Annotated in this window: 11 protein-coding genes; 8 read left to right on the top strand and 3 right to left on the bottom strand. The window is 51.0% G+C overall.

Features of this window, described 5'->3' with window-relative positions; genetic code table 11:
- Positions 1-80: 80 nt before the first annotated feature.
- A complete protein-coding gene (locus JI741_RS25950; RefSeq protein WP_202014524.1) occupies positions 81-2318 on the top strand; it encodes a monovalent cation:proton antiporter family protein in 2238 nt (745 codons plus the stop codon).
- A gap of 12 nt (positions 2319-2330) precedes the next feature.
- Here the strand turns inward: JI741_RS25950 and JI741_RS25945 are convergent, their stop codons facing one another.
- A complete protein-coding gene (locus JI741_RS25945) occupies positions 2331-4253 on the bottom strand; it encodes a tetratricopeptide repeat-containing sensor histidine kinase (protein WP_202014522.1) in 1923 nt (640 codons plus the stop codon).
- A 198-nt stretch (positions 4254-4451) separates the two neighbouring features.
- Between JI741_RS25945 and katG the strand changes: the two genes are divergently transcribed.
- From katG to JI741_RS25910, 7 genes are all read left to right on the top strand, one after another.
- Positions 4452-6692 (top strand): catalase/peroxidase HPI, encoded by a 2241-nt coding sequence (gene katG / locus JI741_RS25940; protein ID WP_202014520.1) that lies wholly within the window; start codon positions 4452-4454, stop codon positions 6690-6692.
- A gap of 242 nt (positions 6693-6934) precedes the next feature.
- Positions 6935-7765 (top strand): 5'-3' exonuclease, encoded by an 831-nt coding sequence (locus tag JI741_RS25935; RefSeq protein ID WP_202014518.1) that lies wholly within the window; start codon positions 6935-6937, stop codon positions 7763-7765.
- A gap of 289 nt (positions 7766-8054) precedes the next feature.
- Positions 8055-8384: an ArsR/SmtB family transcription factor gene (locus JI741_RS25930; protein WP_202014516.1), complete on the top strand. Its 330-nt coding sequence runs from the start codon at positions 8055-8057 to the stop codon at positions 8382-8384.
- A 1-nt stretch (position 8385) separates the two neighbouring features.
- Entirely contained in the window at positions 8386-8853 is a 468-nt protein-coding gene (locus JI741_RS25925; protein ID WP_202014514.1) for an SRPBCC family protein, read from the top strand.
- 7 nt (positions 8854-8860) lie between these two features.
- Positions 8861-9256, top strand: coding sequence for a DoxX family protein (locus tag JI741_RS25920; RefSeq protein ID WP_202014512.1), 396 nt, complete (start codon positions 8861-8863; stop codon positions 9254-9256).
- Between the two features lie 78 nt (positions 9257-9334).
- A complete protein-coding gene (locus JI741_RS25915; protein WP_202014510.1) occupies positions 9335-9901 on the top strand; it encodes a DUF4256 domain-containing protein in 567 nt (188 codons plus the stop codon).
- A gap of 77 nt (positions 9902-9978) precedes the next feature.
- A complete protein-coding gene (locus JI741_RS25910) occupies positions 9979-10557 on the top strand; it encodes a YdeI/OmpD-associated family protein (RefSeq protein WP_202014755.1) in 579 nt (192 codons plus the stop codon).
- A gap of 5 nt (positions 10558-10562) precedes the next feature.
- Here JI741_RS25910 and JI741_RS25905 read toward each other — a convergent pair whose 3' ends face one another.
- On the bottom strand, positions 10563-15650 hold the full coding sequence (locus JI741_RS25905; protein ID WP_202014508.1) for a M4 family metallopeptidase: 5088 nt from the start codon (positions 15648-15650) through the stop codon (positions 10563-10565).
- Positions 15651-15656: 6 nt separating this feature from the next.
- Complete coding sequence (locus tag JI741_RS25900) at positions 15657-19460, bottom strand: DUF7948 domain-containing protein (protein WP_202014506.1); 3804 nt, start codon at positions 19458-19460, stop codon at positions 15657-15659.
- Between the last annotated feature and the right edge of the window lie 11 nt (positions 19461-19471).

Raw genomic sequence — 19471 nt, 5'->3', positions numbered from 1 at the left:
AAATGTTGTCATGAATGATCTAGGGGAAAAAACGTACAAAATCCCCCCTGAAAAATGGCTATCTTTGCATTTTTGTCACTATGGCGCACATACCACACTTCATAACAGACCTGGCGTTGATCCTGGCCGTGGCCGGTGTAACCACCTTGTTCTTCAAGAAAATTCATCAGCCGGTCGTGCTGGGCTACATCATTGCGGGGCTGTTGGTGGGGCCGCATGTTTCCTTGTTTCCCACGGTGATGGATTCGGAAGGTGTTCGCACATGGTCGGAGATCGGCGTGATCTTCCTGCTCTTTTCGCTGGGACTTGAGTTTAGTTTTAAGAAGTTGGTCAAAGTGGGCGGCACGGCTTCGGTGACGGCGCTGGTTGAAGTGGCCATCATGTTCGGGCTGGGGCTCCTAACCGGCAAATTGCTGGGGTGGACTTCTATCGACAGTTTATTTCTCGGCGCTATTTTGTCTATCTCGTCAACCACCATCATTGTGCGCGCCTTTGATGAGACGGGCGTGCGAACAAAAAAATTCGCGACGCTCGTGTTCGGCATCCTCATCATACAGGATTTGGTAGCCGTGTTGCTGATGGTGTTGCTGTCGACGTTTGCCGCCAGCCAGCAATTCTCGGGCTATGATTTATTAATACAGATTCTGAAACTTGTTTTCTTCCTGACGCTGTGGTTCCTGGCAGGGATTTTCTTTATCCCCACGTTTTTGAAACGTGCCCGCAATCTGCTGAACGACGAAACGATGCTGGTGGTGTCTATTGCCCTGTGTCTGCTCATGGTGTTGCTGGCGGTTGAAGTAGGGTTCTCGGCCGCGCTGGGTGCATTCATTATGGGCTCCATTCTTGCCGAGACTTCACAGGGCGAACGCATCGAGTTGCTGGTGAAGCCTGTCAAGAATTTGTTTGCGGCCGTGTTCTTTGTTTCGGTTGGCATGATGATCGACCCCGGCGTGTTGCAGCTCTATGCACAGCCGATTCTCATCATCACGTTCATCGTCATCATCGGCATGCCGCTGGCCACGATACTCGGCTCGTTGCTGAGCGGGCAGTCGCTCAAACACTCCATTCAGGCGGGTATGAGTCTTTCGCAAATCGGCGAATTCTCGTTCATCATTGCATCGCTGGGTGTGACGTTGAAAGTGACGAGCGAGTTTTTATATCCCATTGCGGTGGCCGTGTCGGCCGTCACCACGTTCACCACGCCGTTTCTTATCAAACGGTCCATGAGTGTGTATACGTTTGCCGAAAAACGGCTGCCCAAAAAATGGATCAACAGTTTGAACCGCTACAGCACCAGCTCGCAACAATTGTCGGCCTACAGCGAGTGGAAGGAATTGCTTCACAGCTATTTTATTAATGCCGTCATTCATGCCGTGCTCATTGGTGCGTTAATCATTCTGTCGCGGAAATATATTCATCCGGTGGTCTCGGAGTTATTTGACAAGCCGCTGGGTGGCAACATCACAGCCATTGTCATCACCCTGGTGTTGATGATACCTTCTATCTGGGCCATTTCCATTCGAAGAATCAACAAGGAAGCCTATTCAAACTTGTGGCTCAACCGGAAGCTGAACCGCGGCCCGCTCATCGCCATCGAAATTGGCCGCATTGCCATGGCCGTGTTGTTGGTGGGGTTGATGATTAATCAGTATTTTTCCCCATCGGTTTCGTTTCTCATTGCCGTGGTGGCCATGGCCATCGCCACCGTGCTTTTCAACCAGAAGTTACAGGCCTTCTATGATCGCATCGAAAAACGATTCCTCAGCAACCTCAACGACAAGGAACACGAGCGCGGCCTGAAACAGGAGATCACCCCATGGGACGCTCACCTTGCCACGTTCGATGTGCAACCGGAATTTCCCCTGGCCGGCAAACAACTGCTGGAGTTAAAACTGCGCGAACAATACGGCGTGAACATCGCCCTCATCGAACGCGGCAAGCTCTCGCTCATTTCTCCCGACAGGCATGAGCGTCTCTATCCCGGCGACAAGTTGTCTATTATCGGAACGGATGATCAGCTTGCGCGCATGAAGGACGTGTTTGAAAATTCACCACACGAAACCAGCGAACAACACGTGAACGAAGATGAAATCGCCTTACAGAATTTCACGGTCACACGCGAGTCGCCACTCTATCAACGCACCATCCGCAATTCGGGCATCCGCGATCATGCGCAGGGGCTGGTAGTGGGCCTGGAACGAAATGGAAACCGGATGCTGAATCCGGAGTCGACCATACCGTTAGAGGAGGGCGACATTGTTTGGATTGTGGGAGTGAGAAACCGTATTGAGGAGTTTTTTAAGGGACAGTCCAAATAGGCTTGTTAACGTCTACACATCCCGAAACACCGGAAACGAAACAAAAAACTCGCTGCCTTCTCCCGGGCGACTCTTCACGGAGATGTCGCCGTTGTTTTCCTTCATGAGTTCTTTGCAAAGCAGCAAGCCGATGCCCGTGCCCTTTTCGTTTTTGGTTCCGGCTTGTGTCACCGAGCTGTTCATGGTGAACAGTTTGTCCTGGAGGTCGGACGGTATGCCAATGCCCTGATCCTGCACCGAGATGAGCACCGTGTTTTCATTGGCCACCGCTTTCACGGTCACGTCGCTGTTGGGATGACTAAACTTTATGCTGTTCGAAAGCAGGTTGCGCACCACGGTGTCGATGGCCTGATAGTCGGCATAGCCAACAACGTTTTCGCCGGGTGCGTGCACCAGCCGCACACCTTTGCTTTCGGCGATGGTGTGATAGAGGGCGATGTTCTTTTGGATAAGCGTCGAAGTGTCGAGCTTGTCGAACGTCCAGGTTTTTTTCTTCGACGTGGTCATAGACCATTCCAGGATGTTGTTGATAAGCTCTGTCAGGTTGTCGAGCGACGTGTCGATTTTCTTTTTCACGTCTTTTGTTTCATCGCCCGAAAGCGCGTCGCTGTGATGCACCAGCAGGTAGGAGAGCCCTTTCAGTGAATTGAGCGGCGAGCGCAGGTCGTGCGACAGGATGGAGAAGAAGCGATCTTTTTCCTTGTTTATTTTGTCAAGGTCATTCTTCTGCTGTTCAATCTCTTTGTTCTTATAGGCCAGACTGTCGCGCGCTGTTTTGGTGGTGCGATAAGCGTAATAGATCAATCCTAAAATCATCAGCAGAAACACGATGCTTCCCGCCAGGGCATAGGCGATCAGTGTGCTGTTTTTGGCCACGGCCTCATGCAGCTCTTTGTCTTTTTTAAGGAGTGTGATTTCGCGCTCCTTTTCTTCGAGGTTAAATTTTCCTTTGAGTTCTTCCAGGGTCGCCTTGTGATTGCGGGTATTCAGACTGTCGGCCAACTGGTTGTATATTTTCTGATAGGCAAGCGACGATTTATAGTCCTTTGCGTTTTCGTCGAGCTCGGCGATGAATTTACTACAGCTTAACATAACCGACAGGCCATCGATCTCCTTCGAAATTTCAAAACCGCGCACCGCGAGTTTTCGCGCTTCGGCCATCCTGCCCTCGTTTTGTTTTACCCGGGCCATGGCCAGGTAATTCGGACCTTGCACCTGCTTGTCGTTGGTGAGCATATAGATGCTGTCGGCTTTTTCATAATAGGCCATCGCCTCTTTCCAGTTCTTATCATTTTCGGCGAGGGAGCCCAGGTTGGTATAACCCCTGGAGATGCCATACAGATCTTTTCTTTTGATCTTGATGTTCAATGATTGAATAAAGTAGTCTTTCGCCGAGGCAAGGTCCTTCATTTCCTGGTAGATGATTCCAATGTTGTTGAGGGCATACGATTCGCCTTTTTCGTCGCCGGTTTGTTGGAAGATTTCCAGTGCCTGTTTAAAATAATTGAGCGAGTTCTTATAGTCTGCCGAGTTTGCGTAGATGATGCTGATGTCGTTGAGCGAATTGGCGATCTGCACTTTGTCGTCGATTTCGCGATAGAGTTTGAGGGCGTCGAACATGTGGTTGAGCGCTTCCACGTCTTTGCTCTGGTCGCGTTTGAGGCGGCCCAGGTGAAGCTTGGCATCGGCACGGCCTTTTGTGTCGTGAATCTTCTCCGACGTTTCGAGCGTGCGCAGGGTGTAGGCCATGGCCGAATCCATCTGGTATCCTTCATAGGTCATGGCCAGCGAAAGCATAACGCGGATGCGGGCGGTGTCGGAGGTGGTGCGGGCCAGTTCAGACTTTAGCCGTTCAATTTTTTCCGCCTTCTGCGCGCGAACGGCAAAGGGCATTGCAAAGAGCCAGGCAAAAATGAAAATCAGATATCGCATCATGGGTAGTGCGGCGGATAAAGTCAACAAACAGAACGTGGCTGTAAATATAGATCAATACCCGGGAAATGTTTGTGGCCAGAATATAGACAGATCCTATATGGCCATAAAGATTATCGATTTGATCGATAGCCGTGGGTTTCGAAACTTTAGGAAAGAATGGATTCATCCTGTCTCTGAAAATAACTAACTCTATAAATCATGGAAAACAACACCGCCACGAATCAAAAATCATTGAATGTCAACGACAGTGAAGCGAAGTGTCCGTTTCACGGTGGGGCCCTGAGGCAAACCGCCGGCGGCGGCACACGAAACCGCGACTGGTGGCCCAACCAGTTGAAGCTGGGCGTGCTTCGCCAGCAATCGTCGCTCTCGAATCCCATGGACAAAGACTTTAACTATGCGAAGGAATTTAAGTCGCTCGACCTGAAGGCCGTGAAGAAAGACATCTTCGACCTGATGACCACCTCGCAAGACTGGTGGCCGGCCGACTATGGGCATTACGGTCCGTTCTTCATCCGCATGGCATGGCACAGCGCCGGTACCTACCGCGTTGGCGACGGCCGGGGTGGCGCAGGGGCAGGACAGCAACGTTTTGCACCGCTCAACAGCTGGCCCGACAATGCCAACCTCGACAAAGCCCGGTTGCTGCTGTGGCCCATCAAACAGAAATATGGCCGTAAACTTTCGTGGGCCGATTTGCTGGTGCTGGCCGGCAACTGCGCCCTTGAGTCGATGGGCTTTCAGACCATTGGCTTCAGCGGTGGCCGCGAAGACGTGTGGGAGCCCCAGGAAGATGTGTATTGGGGATCGGAGACCAAATGGCTGGGCGACGAACGCTACACCAAGTCGCGCGAGCTTGAAGCACCCCTCGGCGCCGTGCAGATGGGACTCATCTATGTGAACCCCGAGGGCCCCAACGGCAAACCGGACCCTGCTGCTGCCGCACGCGACATCCGCGAAACATTTGGTCGCATGGCCATGAACGACGAAGAAACGGTAGCCCTCATTGCCGGCGGACACTCGTTTGGCAAAACACATGGCGCGGCCGACCCCGGCAAGTATGTGGCCGCCGAGCCCGCCGCTGCAAGCATCGAAGAGCAAAGCCTCGGCTGGAAAAATACATTTGGAAGTGGTCACGGTGTGCACACCATCACCAGCGGTCTGGAAGGTGCATGGACCACCACACCCACCAAGTGGAGCAACAACTTCTTCGAAAACCTGTTCGGCTTTGAATGGGAGTTGGTGAAGAGCCCCGCCGGTGCACAACAATGGAAACCGAAAAACGGCGCCGGTGCCAACACCGTGCCCGATGCGCATGACCCGTCGCTCCGCCACGCACCCACCATGCTCACCACCGACCTGGCGCTGCGTGTTGATCCGATCTATGAAAAAATTTCGCGACGTTTCTTCGAAGACCCAAAAGCGTTTGCCGATGCATTTGCCCGCGCATGGTATAAGTTGACACACCGCGACATGGGACCTCGCGTGCTGCACCTCGGAAGCGAAGTGCCGGCCGAAGAATTTATCTGGCAGGACCCCATTCCCGCAGTCACCTACAAGACCATCGACGACAAAGACATCGCGGATTTGAAAAGCAAAATTCTGGCGTCGGGGCTTTCTATAGCCGAGCTGGTTTCGGCTGCGTGGGCTTCGGCCTCAACGTTCCGTGGTTCCGATAAACGCGGTGGCGCAAACGGCGCACGCGTTCGCCTGGCTCCGCAGAAAGACTGGGAGGCAAACAATCCCGCACAACTGGGCAAAGTGCTGAGCACGCTGGAAGGCATACAAAAAGCATTCAACGGCGCGCAGTCGGGAGGCAAGGCAGTTTCCATTGCCGACCTCATTGTGCTTGGCGGCAGTGCCGCGGTGGAAAAAGCAGCCAAGAATGGCGGACGCGATGTGAAAGTGCCGTTCACACCGGGCCGTGCCGATGCGTCGCAGGATCAAACCGACGTAGAGTCGTTCGAGTTGATCGAGCCTGCTGCTGACGGTTTCCGCAACTACCTGAAATCGCACCACTCCGCATCTGCAGAGGCGTTGCTGATAGACAAAGCGCAATTGCTAACGCTCACGGCGCCCGAATTGACCGTGCTCGTAGGCGGCCTGCGTGTGCTGAATACAAACTTTGATAAATCGAAACACGGTGTGTTTACGAAGAACCCCGAAGCCCTCACCAACGACTTCTTCACAAACCTGCTTGATTTTGGAGTGACCTGGAATGCCACATCCGATTCACAAAACGTGTTTGAAGGCCGCGATCGCAAGACTGGCGCTGTGAAGTGGACCGGCACCCGTGTGGATCTCATTTTTGGTTCCAACTCCGAGCTGAGGGCTTTGGCCGAAGTGTATGGCTGTGCCGATTCGCAAGACAAATTCGTGCACGACTTTGTTGCCGCCTGGACCAAGGTGATGAACCTCGATCGCTTCGATCTGGCATGAGTTAAAAGCACGTTTAGAGATTGAAAACGGGTGGCCTGGCAACGGGTCACCTTTTTTTGCGATCCTGCTTTATGAATTTTATGCAGGGTGAGACTTCTGCGGGATGTCGTTGTCTTATGACGTGAAGGAGGGCGTTTATTGAATGAGGCATGATTTGAATATTGTTTACGTGTCGCTTGCTGCATTCGATAAACATTTCTTCCTTGTCAAATTGATTTTAACCACACACACATGTCAATGCTATGATTGTTCACCTCATCGACGGCACCTATGAACTGTTCAGGCATTTCTATGGTCAGCGCAGTTTCAACAAAGGAAAGGACAAGCCGTTTGGTGCGGCGGTGGGCGTGCTCAACACCGTGTTGCAGATGATTGACGAAGGGGCCACGCATGTGGGGGTGGCCACCGATCATGTTATCGAATCGTTTCGAAACGAGCTTTGGGCGGACTATAAAACAGGTGAGGGGATGGAGCGGGTGCTGGCAAAACAATTTCATCCGCTGGAGCATGCCCTGGTTGCCATGGGCGTTGTGGTGTGGCCCATGGTTGAACTGGAAGCCGACGACGCACTGGCCTCCGCAGCACACCTCGCCGCCGCCGATGCCCGCGTGCAGAAAGTCTGCATCTGGACACCCGACAAAGACCTCGCCCAATGCGTGACCGACGATCGCGTGGTGCAGATAGACCGCCGCGCCAAAACCATTCGCGACGCCAACGCAGTGCGCAAAAAGTTTGGCGTGATGCCTGCACTCATTCCCGATTTTCTCGCCCTTGTTGGCGACAGCGCCGATGGTTATCCGGGCATCGCCGGCATTGGCAAGACGGGTGCGGCACAGCTGTTGAATCAGTACGGACCCATCGAAGATTTTCCTGAGAAAATTCTGGCGGGAAAACGCGACCAGGCATTGCTCTTCAAACAACTCGCCACCCTGCGAACCGATGCGCCACTCTTTGATGACGTAGATCAGCTGCGATGGCTGGGACCCACGCCCGGTTTCGCCGCGCTAACGGCTAAGATGGCGGAGCCAAAGCTGCTCGAAAGAGCAAATGCGCTTGCGGCAAAAGTTGCCTGACGGCGTTCTGTCAATAGCCGATAATTTTATTTTCAATTCCTTCCACACGTCAAGCGCTCGTCTTCTTTGAGTTTGCTGTACTACCCGATCCAATCTTTTTTCCGAATACGTAGAAAGTTATCCACATCCAATATGGGTGAACGCCAGGCCTATGGCTTGGCCAATAAGATAAGGTGAACAAACACCAGCCAACGACAAGCCGTTGAACAATTTGATCTTCGAAGAAAAAGCAAAAATATATTGCGCAGTCAAATAACAGCACATATATTTGCAGTCAAATAGCAGCATAATGAAAACGAGACGTGATATTTTCCAGGCCATTGCAGACCCCACCAGAAGGGCCATTTTAACCTTGGTGGCATTGCAGGCCATGACGCCGGGGGCCATTGCCGACAGTTTTGACTCATCGCGCCAAACCATTTCGAAGCATATCCAGATTCTTACCGAGTGCGAGTTGCTGGAGCAAGAACAATCGGGGCGCGAAATCTACTATCACTTTAATCCTAACAAAATGAAAGAGATCGCGGAGTGGCTACTGCCCTTTACAAAACTGTGGGATGACAGGTTTAATAAACTGGAAGCCATCATGAAAAAACATAAACCCAAAAAAACGGAATAGCATGAAACTGAAAACAAATGTTGATGCCGACACAGGCAAGCAGGACCTGGTGATTACACGGGAATTTGAGTTGCCGTTGGAATTGCTTTTTAAAGCCTATGAAGACCCCGAAATTGTTGAGCAATGGATGGGAACAAAAGTGCTGAAACTTGAAAACAAAAATCACGGCAGCTATCAGTTTGAAACTACCGCTCCCAAGGGCGACATGGTGTTGAAGATGAATGGCGTGATCCACGAGTTCAGCCCGAACAAAAGAATTACACGGACATTTGAAATGGAGAATGCGCAGTTTGGCGTGCAGCTTGAGTTTCTGGAATTTGAAAAACTGACAGACGACACCAGCAAACTCACCATGCATGTCATCTATAAATCAGGAGCACAACGCGACCAGGTGCTTCAGCTGCCTTTCACACAAGGCATAAACATGGCGCATAACCGATTGCAGGACATTGTTAGCAAACTAAAGTAATATACTTATGACAAAGCGAAATAAAATCATCTATTGGGTTTCTACGCTCTGGCTCGCCCTGGGTATGATTTCAACCGGAGGCGTGCAACTAGTAAAAGCAAAAGAAGGCGCGGGCGCGCTCGACAGCATGGTTCACCTCGGCTATCCGGACTACATCCTCACCATCCTTGGCGTTTGGAAAATTCTGGGTGTGGTGGCCTTGCTCATCCCCAGGTTTCCGTTGGTGAAGGAGTGGGCTTATGCAGGCTTTTTCTTTGCCATGTCGGGTGCCATCTTTTCGCACCTCGCCGTAGGCGATGCTGTGGTTGAATCATTGCCTCCGTTGTTGCTGCTGGTGCTGACAGTGTTGTCGTGGCATTTCAGACCGGCCGATAGAAAAATCGCCGCCGTTGCCTGGCGGTGATAGCCGAATTCAACAAGTGATGTATCTTTAAAAAGAACAGACTTATTCAAGAGTGGTAACGATAAAACGAATGAAACCATGAAGAGTACTAAAAAGAAATTGTCATCCGAACAAAGCGCCGAACTTCTCGGCGTGTTGCAAGCCCGTTTCGAAAAAAACATGAAGCGCCACAAAGGCATAGCGTGGGCAAGTGTGCAGGCAAAGCTCAAGGCCAATCCCGAAAAGCTATGGTCGCTCGACGATATGGAAAACACGGGAGGTGAACCGGATGTGGTGGGCCATGATAAAAAAACAGGCGAATACATATTCTTCGACTGTTCTCCCGAAACCCCCAAAGGTCGCAGAAGCATTTGCTACGACCACGAAGCGCTCGAGTCGAGAAAAGAACATAAACCTGAAAACAGCGCCATCGGCATGGCCGCCGACATGGGCATCGAGATCTTGACCGAAGAACAATATCGCGAGCTGCAGAAACACGGAAACTTCGATACAAAAACATCGAGCTGGATAAAAACACCGGCCGACATCCGTAAGCTCGGCGGTGCCATCTTTGCCGACTATCGCTATGGCAACATCTTCGTCTATCACAACGGCGCAGAATCCTACTATGCCGCCCGGGCCTTTCGTGGTTCGCTAAGAGTTTGATTATTTCTGTACACGCAATTAAATTTGAATAGGTAAGGCAAACAAACTAAAACAAGATCCCCATGGCAAAGAGCGAAATGAATCCCAAGGTTGATTTCTATTTTATGAAGGCCAAAAAGTGGCAGACCGAAGTGGAGAAACTGAGAACCATTATGCTGGACTGTGGGCTGACCGAAACGTTGAAGTGGGGTGTGCCGTGCTATACCTGGGAGAAACACAACATCGTGCTCATCCACGATTTTAAAGAATACTGCGCCGTGTTGTTTTTTAAAGGAGCGTTGCTGAAAGACAAGAATGGTATACTGGTTCAGCAAACAAAGAATGTGCAGGCAGCGCGGCAGGTCCGGTTCACCAACGCCCGCGAAGTCAGCAAACTGAAAACCACATTAACTGCCTACATCAAGGAAGCCATTGCTGTGGAAAAGGCCGGGTTGAAAGTGAGCCTGAAAAAAACAACAGAGTTCGAGATGCCCGAAGAATTTAAAGCCGTATTGAAGGAAACCCCTACGTTGAAAAAAGCTTTTCACGCATTGACACCCGGGCGTCAGCGGGGATACCTTCTTTATTTCTCTTCCGCCAAACAATCCAAAACCCGCGAGGCGAGGATTGAAAAAAGCGTGCAGCAGATTTTTGACGGAAAGGGACTGGATGATTAGTGCCCCTAACGTTTAACAATCTTCAAAGGCTTTTCATCTTCAATTTTCAACGTATAAACCCCCGGCGTCCAATTGGACATGTCGATGGTATAGTCGAGAAGTTCACCACTGGCTACGATCCTGCCCACGTTGTCATAGATGCTGTAGCGATGGCCGATTAAGTCTTGTGACGGGTGTATCGTTATTTCGCGATCTGTCGGGTTCGGGAAAAACGTTGTTTCGTCATACAATTCGGTTTTGAAACGGAGCAACGCATCGGGTGCCGTTTGACTGGTGCAGGTGATGTGCACCCTCACTTCATACTGGGTTCCGGGTCTCAATTTCGTGAGCGATAGCGTTGTGGATGGAGTCTGCGCGGTCACCCAAACATTGGTGCCGGCAATGGAATAGTCGATAGAATACGGAACGCTGCCGAAAGTATCGATCCATGTCAGTTGCGCGCTGGTGTGGGTTATGTCCTCGGCCGATAACGCAACGGGCACATAGCATATGGTATTAAACGTGGTGGACGTAAAGTCAGCGGCGCCAATACACTTCGGCGCCACGGCTACGGTGTATTGCGTGCCCGGTTGCAAGTCTTCCAGTATGAAGGACGTTGACTGGGTCTCCACAGTGGTCACTTTACCTCCAGATTTATACGTTACGATATAGGACCCTGTGCCGGAGCCATCAGCCCAACGAACGGTCGCGCCGAATGGTGTAATCGCATCGACAGACAGTGCCGAAACGTTGGGGCATGGTGTGCTAAACGACTTGTAGATAAATTCCGAATTGGTGTTAGAGCAAGTCAGCCGGCCCCTCACGTTGTATTGCTTGCCGGGGATGAGCGGATAGAGAGTTTGGGTTACATCAATCAACGTCCACGTGACATTGTCGGGCGTGTATTCCAAAATCACATTGCCGGAATAGTTACTGGTCCAGCGCACCACCGCCCGGTTGTAAACGATGTCGGTGACGGTGAGCGAGGCAAGGGTAGAGCAAAGGGTTGTGAATTGTTTATACTTAAACTCGGTGGGTTTGGCGCATTGCCCTCGGTAGCGCAGGTCGTAGGTGGTGCCAGGCAGCAGGTTAACGATCGTATTCGAAAATTGTGATAACCATTGGTTTTTGGCCGCCACTGAATATTGGACTTCAAACGAGCTCAGGTTGGATGATACAATCGAAACGTTGTCAACACCAATGGTGCCGATTGCAAACGTGCTGGTGTCCACACATTCGGGTGTGAACTTAATATAATAATAGTCCGTAAAACCAAGATAACATTTAGTCCGGACCCGGACCTGATAATCATAGCCGCGATTCACATTGAACATCAGATTTTCCGGAACAGAATACCAGTTGGAATTACCGTCATACGAATATTCAATCGTAAACTGATCGCGCGTGGTGTTGGGAGGAAGCACTACCGTTGCCATGGTGGTTGATACGTTGACCTTAACGAGGGCAGGATCAAGACAATTGTTGGTGGCGGAGTTTTGCCAGATTTCCATCTGATAGCCTTGGTGCGGAAACCGATTATAGGAATAGGTGTTAATAACGTCGGGCCGACCGTCTCCATTCAGGTCGTTGATGGTCATGTCTGATTGTGTATAGATGTCTTCGTTGACCGAGCCATACTCTTCAAATTTCTCAAACGACGATTGCGAGATCGCCTGGTTGCCCCCTTTGTTTTTTAGAAGAACAAATTTTCCGTTGCCCGTGCCTGTCAGCAGGTCTACTGTTCCATCGCCGTTCACATCCGCCGGACAAATGATTGATGCCCTGTTTCCCGTGAACGCGAAGTCTGTCTTTCTTAATGTGACGACGGGTGAAGTCCGTTTGTTTTCAAGGATGGTCATGGTTCCCACCTGGTCCCGATTGTTTGAAACCACATCCTTCCATCCGTCCTGGTTCAGGTCTTGAGAAATGTATCGGGGATAGTTTACGGTGATGGCGTCGGGAACCCTATTCTCGTCAAAGGCCAAAACGCCGGGACGGCTATTGTTTTTTAGTATTGGAACAAAAGTCCGGTTGTAGGCGCCGAACAATAAATCGGGTTTGCCATCATTGTCAAAGTCATCGCCAATCAAATCATAAACGTAGTAGGGCAGTCGTATTGAAAATTGATTTACAAAGTTTTCCGGGAGAATGAATCCTTGTGGATTTTGATTCCGGAATATTTTAATGCGAACGCTATCGCCCAGGGGCAGATTCTCGGTAAGCGCAATGTCCGGATGGCCATCCTCATCGAAGTCGTTGAATGTTAAATCCACAAAATTGCCAACCGGCAAAATCACCGGAGTTCCAAAGAAAATGAAACCGGGCACGGAAAGATTTGGATACACCCGCAGCTGCCCCTGATAACGTGCCACAACATCTTTAAGACCGTTGCCATCTAAGTCGACCAGGGATATAGGTTCAGGGGTATATTCTGAATTATACGTATTTCTAACAAACGACTCGTTGGTTAAATCGCCGCCCTGGTTCACATTCTGAAAAACCGAGAAACCAAGATAGTGCAGAACAACGATGTCGGGTTTACTGTCGCCATCCATGTCGTGCACCAGTGTCTGATACATGTAGTCCGTACTTCCGACTCTGAGTTGAAAGTTGTTTTTGTTGAAATCGCCCGTAAACGTGGGAACAAATTCCTGTACGGATTCATCGGATAACCCCGAGTCGGTATCCATAACAGAGATCGGTCCCAGCGAGGCGCCTGCGGGCACCTTCACCTTTAGTTGTGTTGCGCTTGCCGACAGCACTGTGCCACGGGTGGCACCAAAGTTCACGATGTTTTTTTGTGCTACTGCATTAAAGTTCAGTCCGGCGATTATTACTTCCGTTCCGATTTGCGCGACCGTCGGAGCATACGAAGTGATGACGGGTTTCACGGCGGTGAAAAAATTTAACGATGCACTCATCGTCGTGGCAGATCCGTTTGTGGCCACCAACCGGAAGTAATACATTTTATGCGGCTGAAGACTGCTTATCGATGCCGACACCTTCTGATACTCGGTGGCAGCAGGCAATGGCGACGAGGGTGTCACCGAACCCAAAGCGGGCGTTAACCCATACTCAAAATAAAATGAAGTAGGCAGGCTGTTGGGATTTACCTCGCCATAGAGCGACGCTGTGGTTTCGGTGACATCGGCTGTCTGTTTTATCTTGACCAAGGGTGCCAGCGAGATCGTTGTGAATTCGGTAGTGGCATTGGAGCTTCCGTTTTCGTTTGTGGCGACAAGCTTCACGTAGTACTTTGTTTTGCTTTGAAGCCCTGTTAGAATGCCTTCAACCTTATCTGAATACGTATAGGAGGCCGTTGTGCTTCCGTATGCGAGTGTGGTTCCATATTCAAAACGATAGGTCACCGTATTGCCCCGTGGCAACAATGTTCCTTTAAGTTTTACGGTGGTGGCGGTGATGTCATAAACATTCAGGCTTGTAATGATCGGCTCGTCAATCACGCCAACAGCGTCCCAGGCTTTGTCCACTTCCTGATATGTAGTGGAGTTCTTGCCATATAAATCTGCGGTGGCCAATAAAGAACCGATGCGGCTATCGAGATAGTCGGCTTGGGGGCCGAGGTATTCGGTTAGGTTCCGGTATGCGATCTTGGCTGCGGCTTCGATGCCAATGGAGTTCACTGAATAGCTCACCTGGTGGTCGTTCACGCCGCTGCCGCCTTCGCTCAAAAGATAGAACCAGAAATTTTGTACACCCGAATTGGTGTGCACACCACCATAGTCGGCAGCACCGGTATACCACAGGTCGCCGGAATAGGTGTCGGGCTGATTCTTGAGATTGGGATTGCTGAGATCGCGCAGGCCGTTTGCCCGGAAATACTTGCCCATTTGCCATGTGGCTGTGTCGCCAAAGGTGTCGAACTCGATGGCCTTTGCCATGATGTCGGAAAACGATTCATTCAGCGCTCCGGATTCATAGCTGTATTGAAGCTTAGCTTCATACTGTGTTACGCCGTGCGTCAGCTCATGGCCGATCACATCCAGTTCTACCAGCGGGTTGTTGTTGCTGCCATCACCCAGCGCCAATACCTTCCCTGTCCAGAACGCATTGTCCATCCCTACATCCACGTGCACATAGGTTGTGATGGTGCCTCCATTGTTGTCGAAGCTGTTTCGGTTGTGTTTGTTGAGATAGTATTCATATGTCTGCTCGGCCGACCAGTGTGCCGACACGCCAGGGCGTTGATAATAATCGTTAAAGGTTTTGGTTGAAGAATAGATATCAGAGGGGGTAAATGGAATACCCAATTGCAAAACGATGACGGAGGCATTCCTGAAATCATATGTCCCGATTTTTCCCCCGTGTTCGGTTTGCCCGACCAACCGCCAGTTGTAGCCGGTGCTTTCGATGCGAATGGGCCTGACGCCATAATAGCTCGACGTTCCCGTGCCCGTACTGTAGTAGGGTGGGGGTGGCCCTTCATCTTTTTCTTCTTCGATGTGGCAACTGTTCACGAGGCTCACTTTGTTGATCAACGTTCCATCGCGTGCGTCAACAGAAACTCGCCACCGTTCAACGAGCGACACATCGATGTCGAACTGATAGGCGATCGAAAAACTTTCCGGTGCGAGGGTAAAGTCTTTGGAAACAATCAGCTTCTTGCCAGCGCGCACGGTGGTGTCTTTTGTTTGGAGATATTGTGCAGCGAGACGGAACGCTTGTTCTTCGCCCAGCAAAACGTGTGTGTCCACATTGACCTGTCGCACGGCCCGGCCGTTGGCCGAAGTAACAAAGCCATCTTTTTCGTGCACCCTGTAGCCCATGCCTTCCACGGGCAGGCCATTATAATATTGTGCCAACAGACGATGCCGCATGCCGAGGTTGTCGGTATTTGATTCCGTTTCGCGGAAGGTGAACGCGGCGGGGATGTTGAAGTAGGTGTTGATGTTGGTCAGGAAAGTTGCAACAGACACGGTGCCCTTCTTGAATTCCATGGCACGCGGCGGCTCGTTTCGATTGCCATAATACACAGTGCCCGTGCCGGGGTTCGCCACGCCGACAGACGCCGGGGTCACGCTTTTAGTTTTTTGAGCAAGGCCCTGGCCAATCGACAAAAAGCCAACGAATGTGAAGAGTAAAATTCTATTCATAAACTATCACTTAACGATGTGCAACCAATTCTTACAAGTAGCCCGGTCTCCGACCTTGAGATGAACATAATATACACCGGCGGCCAGGCTATGGCCATTCCAATCATTTTTATAGTCCGATGATTCGAATACGTTTTTGCCCCACCGGTCCACCACGGTCAACTGCACGGGCAGCCCGACATCGGCCGGCGCCAGTCCTTCAGGTCCAAAGCGTATCTCGAAATTGTCGTTGAGCCCGGCTGAGCCTTCGGGTGTGAACACGTTTGGCACCATCAGTGTATATACCGACAGTTGTACGGTTTCTTCGGAAAAACAAAACTCTCGTTGCGCCCTGAAGTTCACGGAATACACACCGTCTTTTTCATAGAAGTGTTCTGCTTCGGCATCGGTCGAAACGGTTCCATCGCCAAAGTCGAAACGAAAGGTTACATCGTCCGCAGCGGGGCTCAGGTTTTGAACCGCGACGGAAGGGCGGTCTACGCAGTTGCCAATGAGGCGATGTTGCCATTGCAATTCAACACGCGACACCACCGATACCTGCACGGTGTCTTTCCCCACACAACCATGCGCATCGGTTGCCGTCAGAAAATAGCGTGTGGTCTGCACAGGCTGCACCGACGCTGTGGCATTAGACGATGTGAAGCTGCGGTCTTCACTCGACCAGGCATACACACTTCCGCCCGTGGCCCTCAATTGAAATGCTGTGCCTTCACATATTTCACCATCGTCAACAGCTTCAATTTGTTCTTTGTAATAGTGAATGGTTTTTATGGCAATATCATCCAGGTTACAGCTGTTGGGATTGGATGCTTTCAGTTTCACATTGTAGACGCCGGGTTGTTTGAATTCGTGCACCACGTCTATGGGATCTTTTATTTGCAGGGGTGTTGTGCCGTCGTTAAAGTCCCAAACAAAATACTCGCCATTCACACTGAGGTTTTTAAACTGCACAATGTCGGGATAACACACATCGTCTTTGCCGGGTATAAAGTTTTGAAGCACGGCGCGGACATTCGGAATGAAGCCAACGTTCAGCGTGTCTTTTTTGGAGCAGCCATTGCCATCCACCACGGTAACAAAATAAGTTGTTGCGCGGGTCGGTTGAACAAAAGGAGAGGGCTGCCCCGAGGTGAATGTTCCGTCTTCGCTGATCCAGGTGTAGCGCACACCGCCGCTCGCCGACAACTGAAAACTACTTCCTTCACACATCATACCGTCGTCTTTCACGCGGATGTTGTCTTTGAAATAATGAATGACCCTGGTTGTTGAATCGGTCTGGCTACACGTGCTGAGGTCACGTATTTTTAACTTCACCTTATAATCACCTTGCTGCTGATATTTATGGGTAACATCGCGGGGGTCGGTGTCCACCTGGTTGAGGATGGTGCCGTCGTCAAAATCCCACGTAATGGTTTTTCCGCCGGTGCTGAAATTTTGAAACACAATGGGATCGGGATAACAAACGTTGTTGAACCCGGGCATCGTCAACGCGACATTGTTTGTGTCGAACACAGCCCTGAGCGAAGACAAATCAAATTTGAAGGCCGCGTTGTTACAGTTCCCGCTGAGGTTGACACGCGACTTGGCATTTGGCGTGGTGGGAAAATCGGACGCAGGCAAATCGTTGGGCGTGCCAAACGAACAACCCGAGCACACCGCATGATACACGATGCCATACTTGTCGAAACGCGACGTTCCACCGTCCACATGCGTCTTCGAAGTGTTGCCGCCCAGGTAGGTTGAATACACCAGCGTGCTGGCGTCGCCATTCAACACCATGAAATAAAAATCAGAACCCGACGTCGTTTTTTGATAGGCATCGGTGGTGATCGGCATGCCCACCGTAGAGCTTTGCCAGAAACCGGTTTGAGAGCTTGAGTTCACAAAGCCTCCCCAGCCTGCCATGTAGATGTTGTTGCAGTCGTTCACCAGGAAGGCCGTGGGCGAAATGTTGGGTATGATCAACCCGTTGGTTGAGCCCGAGCCAAACACGGTTGAGAATTGCAACGTGCTTAGGTCGGGTGAGAATTTTTGAAGAAACTGTCCGCTGTTCAGGTTGTGATACACGCCTGCCGTCACGGGCATGTGGCCGGCCGTTTGTCCATAACAAAATATATTTCCTGCGGCATTGAGGTCCACAAAATAAACCTGGTCAAACGATGTGGTGCCCGTGAAGGTGGCGTTCACCATGGCGCTGCCGTCGGGTTTCAGTCGCGCAATCCAACCATCCACAATGCCGTTGAAAACAGTTTGATAGGCGCCCACCGTTACCGGGAAATCTACGCTGGTGGTTCCACCGGCCAGCACAAGGTTTTTGTCGTTGTCAAACTTTATGGAATAGGCGGCATCAAAACCCGATCCGCCCACATAGCTCGACCAAACAATAGACGACAGATCCGGCGCCAGCTTAACCACCACACCATCGGTGGTGCCACCACCAAAAGAATTGTCGAAGCCATTCACGATGGGAAAGTCGCTTGACGAAGTCACGGAAGTGATGAAGACATGACCCGACTCATCCGTAATCACATCGCCGCGCATCTCGTCGCCATAGTTCACCACCAGGGGGCCGTCCGATTGTTTGGGAAGGTTCAGTCCGTCATTGCCCGCGCCACCCAGATACGTTGAGCCAATCAACTTGTCGCCCGTGGGCGAGAGTCGTGTTACCACGATGTCCCACTGATCGTTGGTGTTGAGCACGCGATTAAAAACGGTTGTGCCGAAATTGAAGGTGTTGTCAAAAGAGCCAGCGCCTGTGGGGTAGTCGGGCGAACTCGAAATGCCCAGCACAATCAGATCGCCCGAAACTTTGTCTACCACAAGGCTTTCGGGAGAATCGTTGTTGGAGCCGCCCAGGTGTGTGGCATACAAAAATTTTGTTCCGGCCGAATCATATTTTATCACGGCCATGTCAAAGCTGCCGTGGTTGGTGGTCTGAAACGCGCCCACCGTGGCGGGGAAAAAACCACCCTGATTCTGACGCGTCACGCCTGCTGAATACAACGTGCCATGCTCGCCGGGCGTTGCCGTGCTGCCCCAGTTGTCGGCAGTAGAGCCGGAGTAGGTCGAAAAAATCAACAGGGGATCAATGACCAACGTTTGGCTTGCATCATAATCCGACGGAAAAGAAAAGGAAACAATGTTGTCGCGCAGTCGGTATTGGCTGGCCACGGTTTGTTTGGTGTTGCCCGCGCCCTGATAAGAATAGGGTTCCAGTTCGGTAAGCGACCCAAGTGCGGTTTTGATTTTTAATTCAGTATCTAATTGCTCAACGCCGTCTACACCGCTGTATTCAATTTTGATTTGCGATGGATCGGCGCCGGGTTTCACAATGAAATCGTATTTCAAATTGTTGCCAACGGACGACACGCGGAAATCTATCCCGGCATAAACTTCCGGATATAGAATGGACGCATAAGCCAACACACGACTGGCCCAACGGCTGGGGTCAGTGCCGAGAAAATAATTGTAGTAGCCACTCAGTGGCGTTTCCACGATAGCTTTTGAATGTGGGTTCGAGCCGAGAAGATTGATCTGGAAGTAGTGCCCGTCGATGGGCTCGTCGGCCGATTGGCCGTCAGATTCATTAATGTCACCATGATTGGCCAAATGTTGGTGTTCAATTTTCTCCATGTCGAGGAGCAAAACCGAAAACCCTTTTGCAGAAACGCCTAACCGGCCGCCGGGAATCTGGGCTTGGAAATCAGTGCCTTCTTTCCATTGACCATTGTTTTTGATAAACCGCAGGCCGGAAGTATTCTGGCCCATCACGTGAAATGACAGGAATAAGAGTAGGGGGGCTAACCGCATATAGATTTAGC

Source organism: Chryseolinea lacunae, from assembly GCF_016735595.1.
Taxonomy (GTDB): domain Bacteria; phylum Bacteroidota; class Bacteroidia; order Cytophagales; family Cyclobacteriaceae; genus Chryseolinea; species Chryseolinea lacunae.
This window is presented reverse-complemented; position numbering and strand designations above follow the sequence as displayed.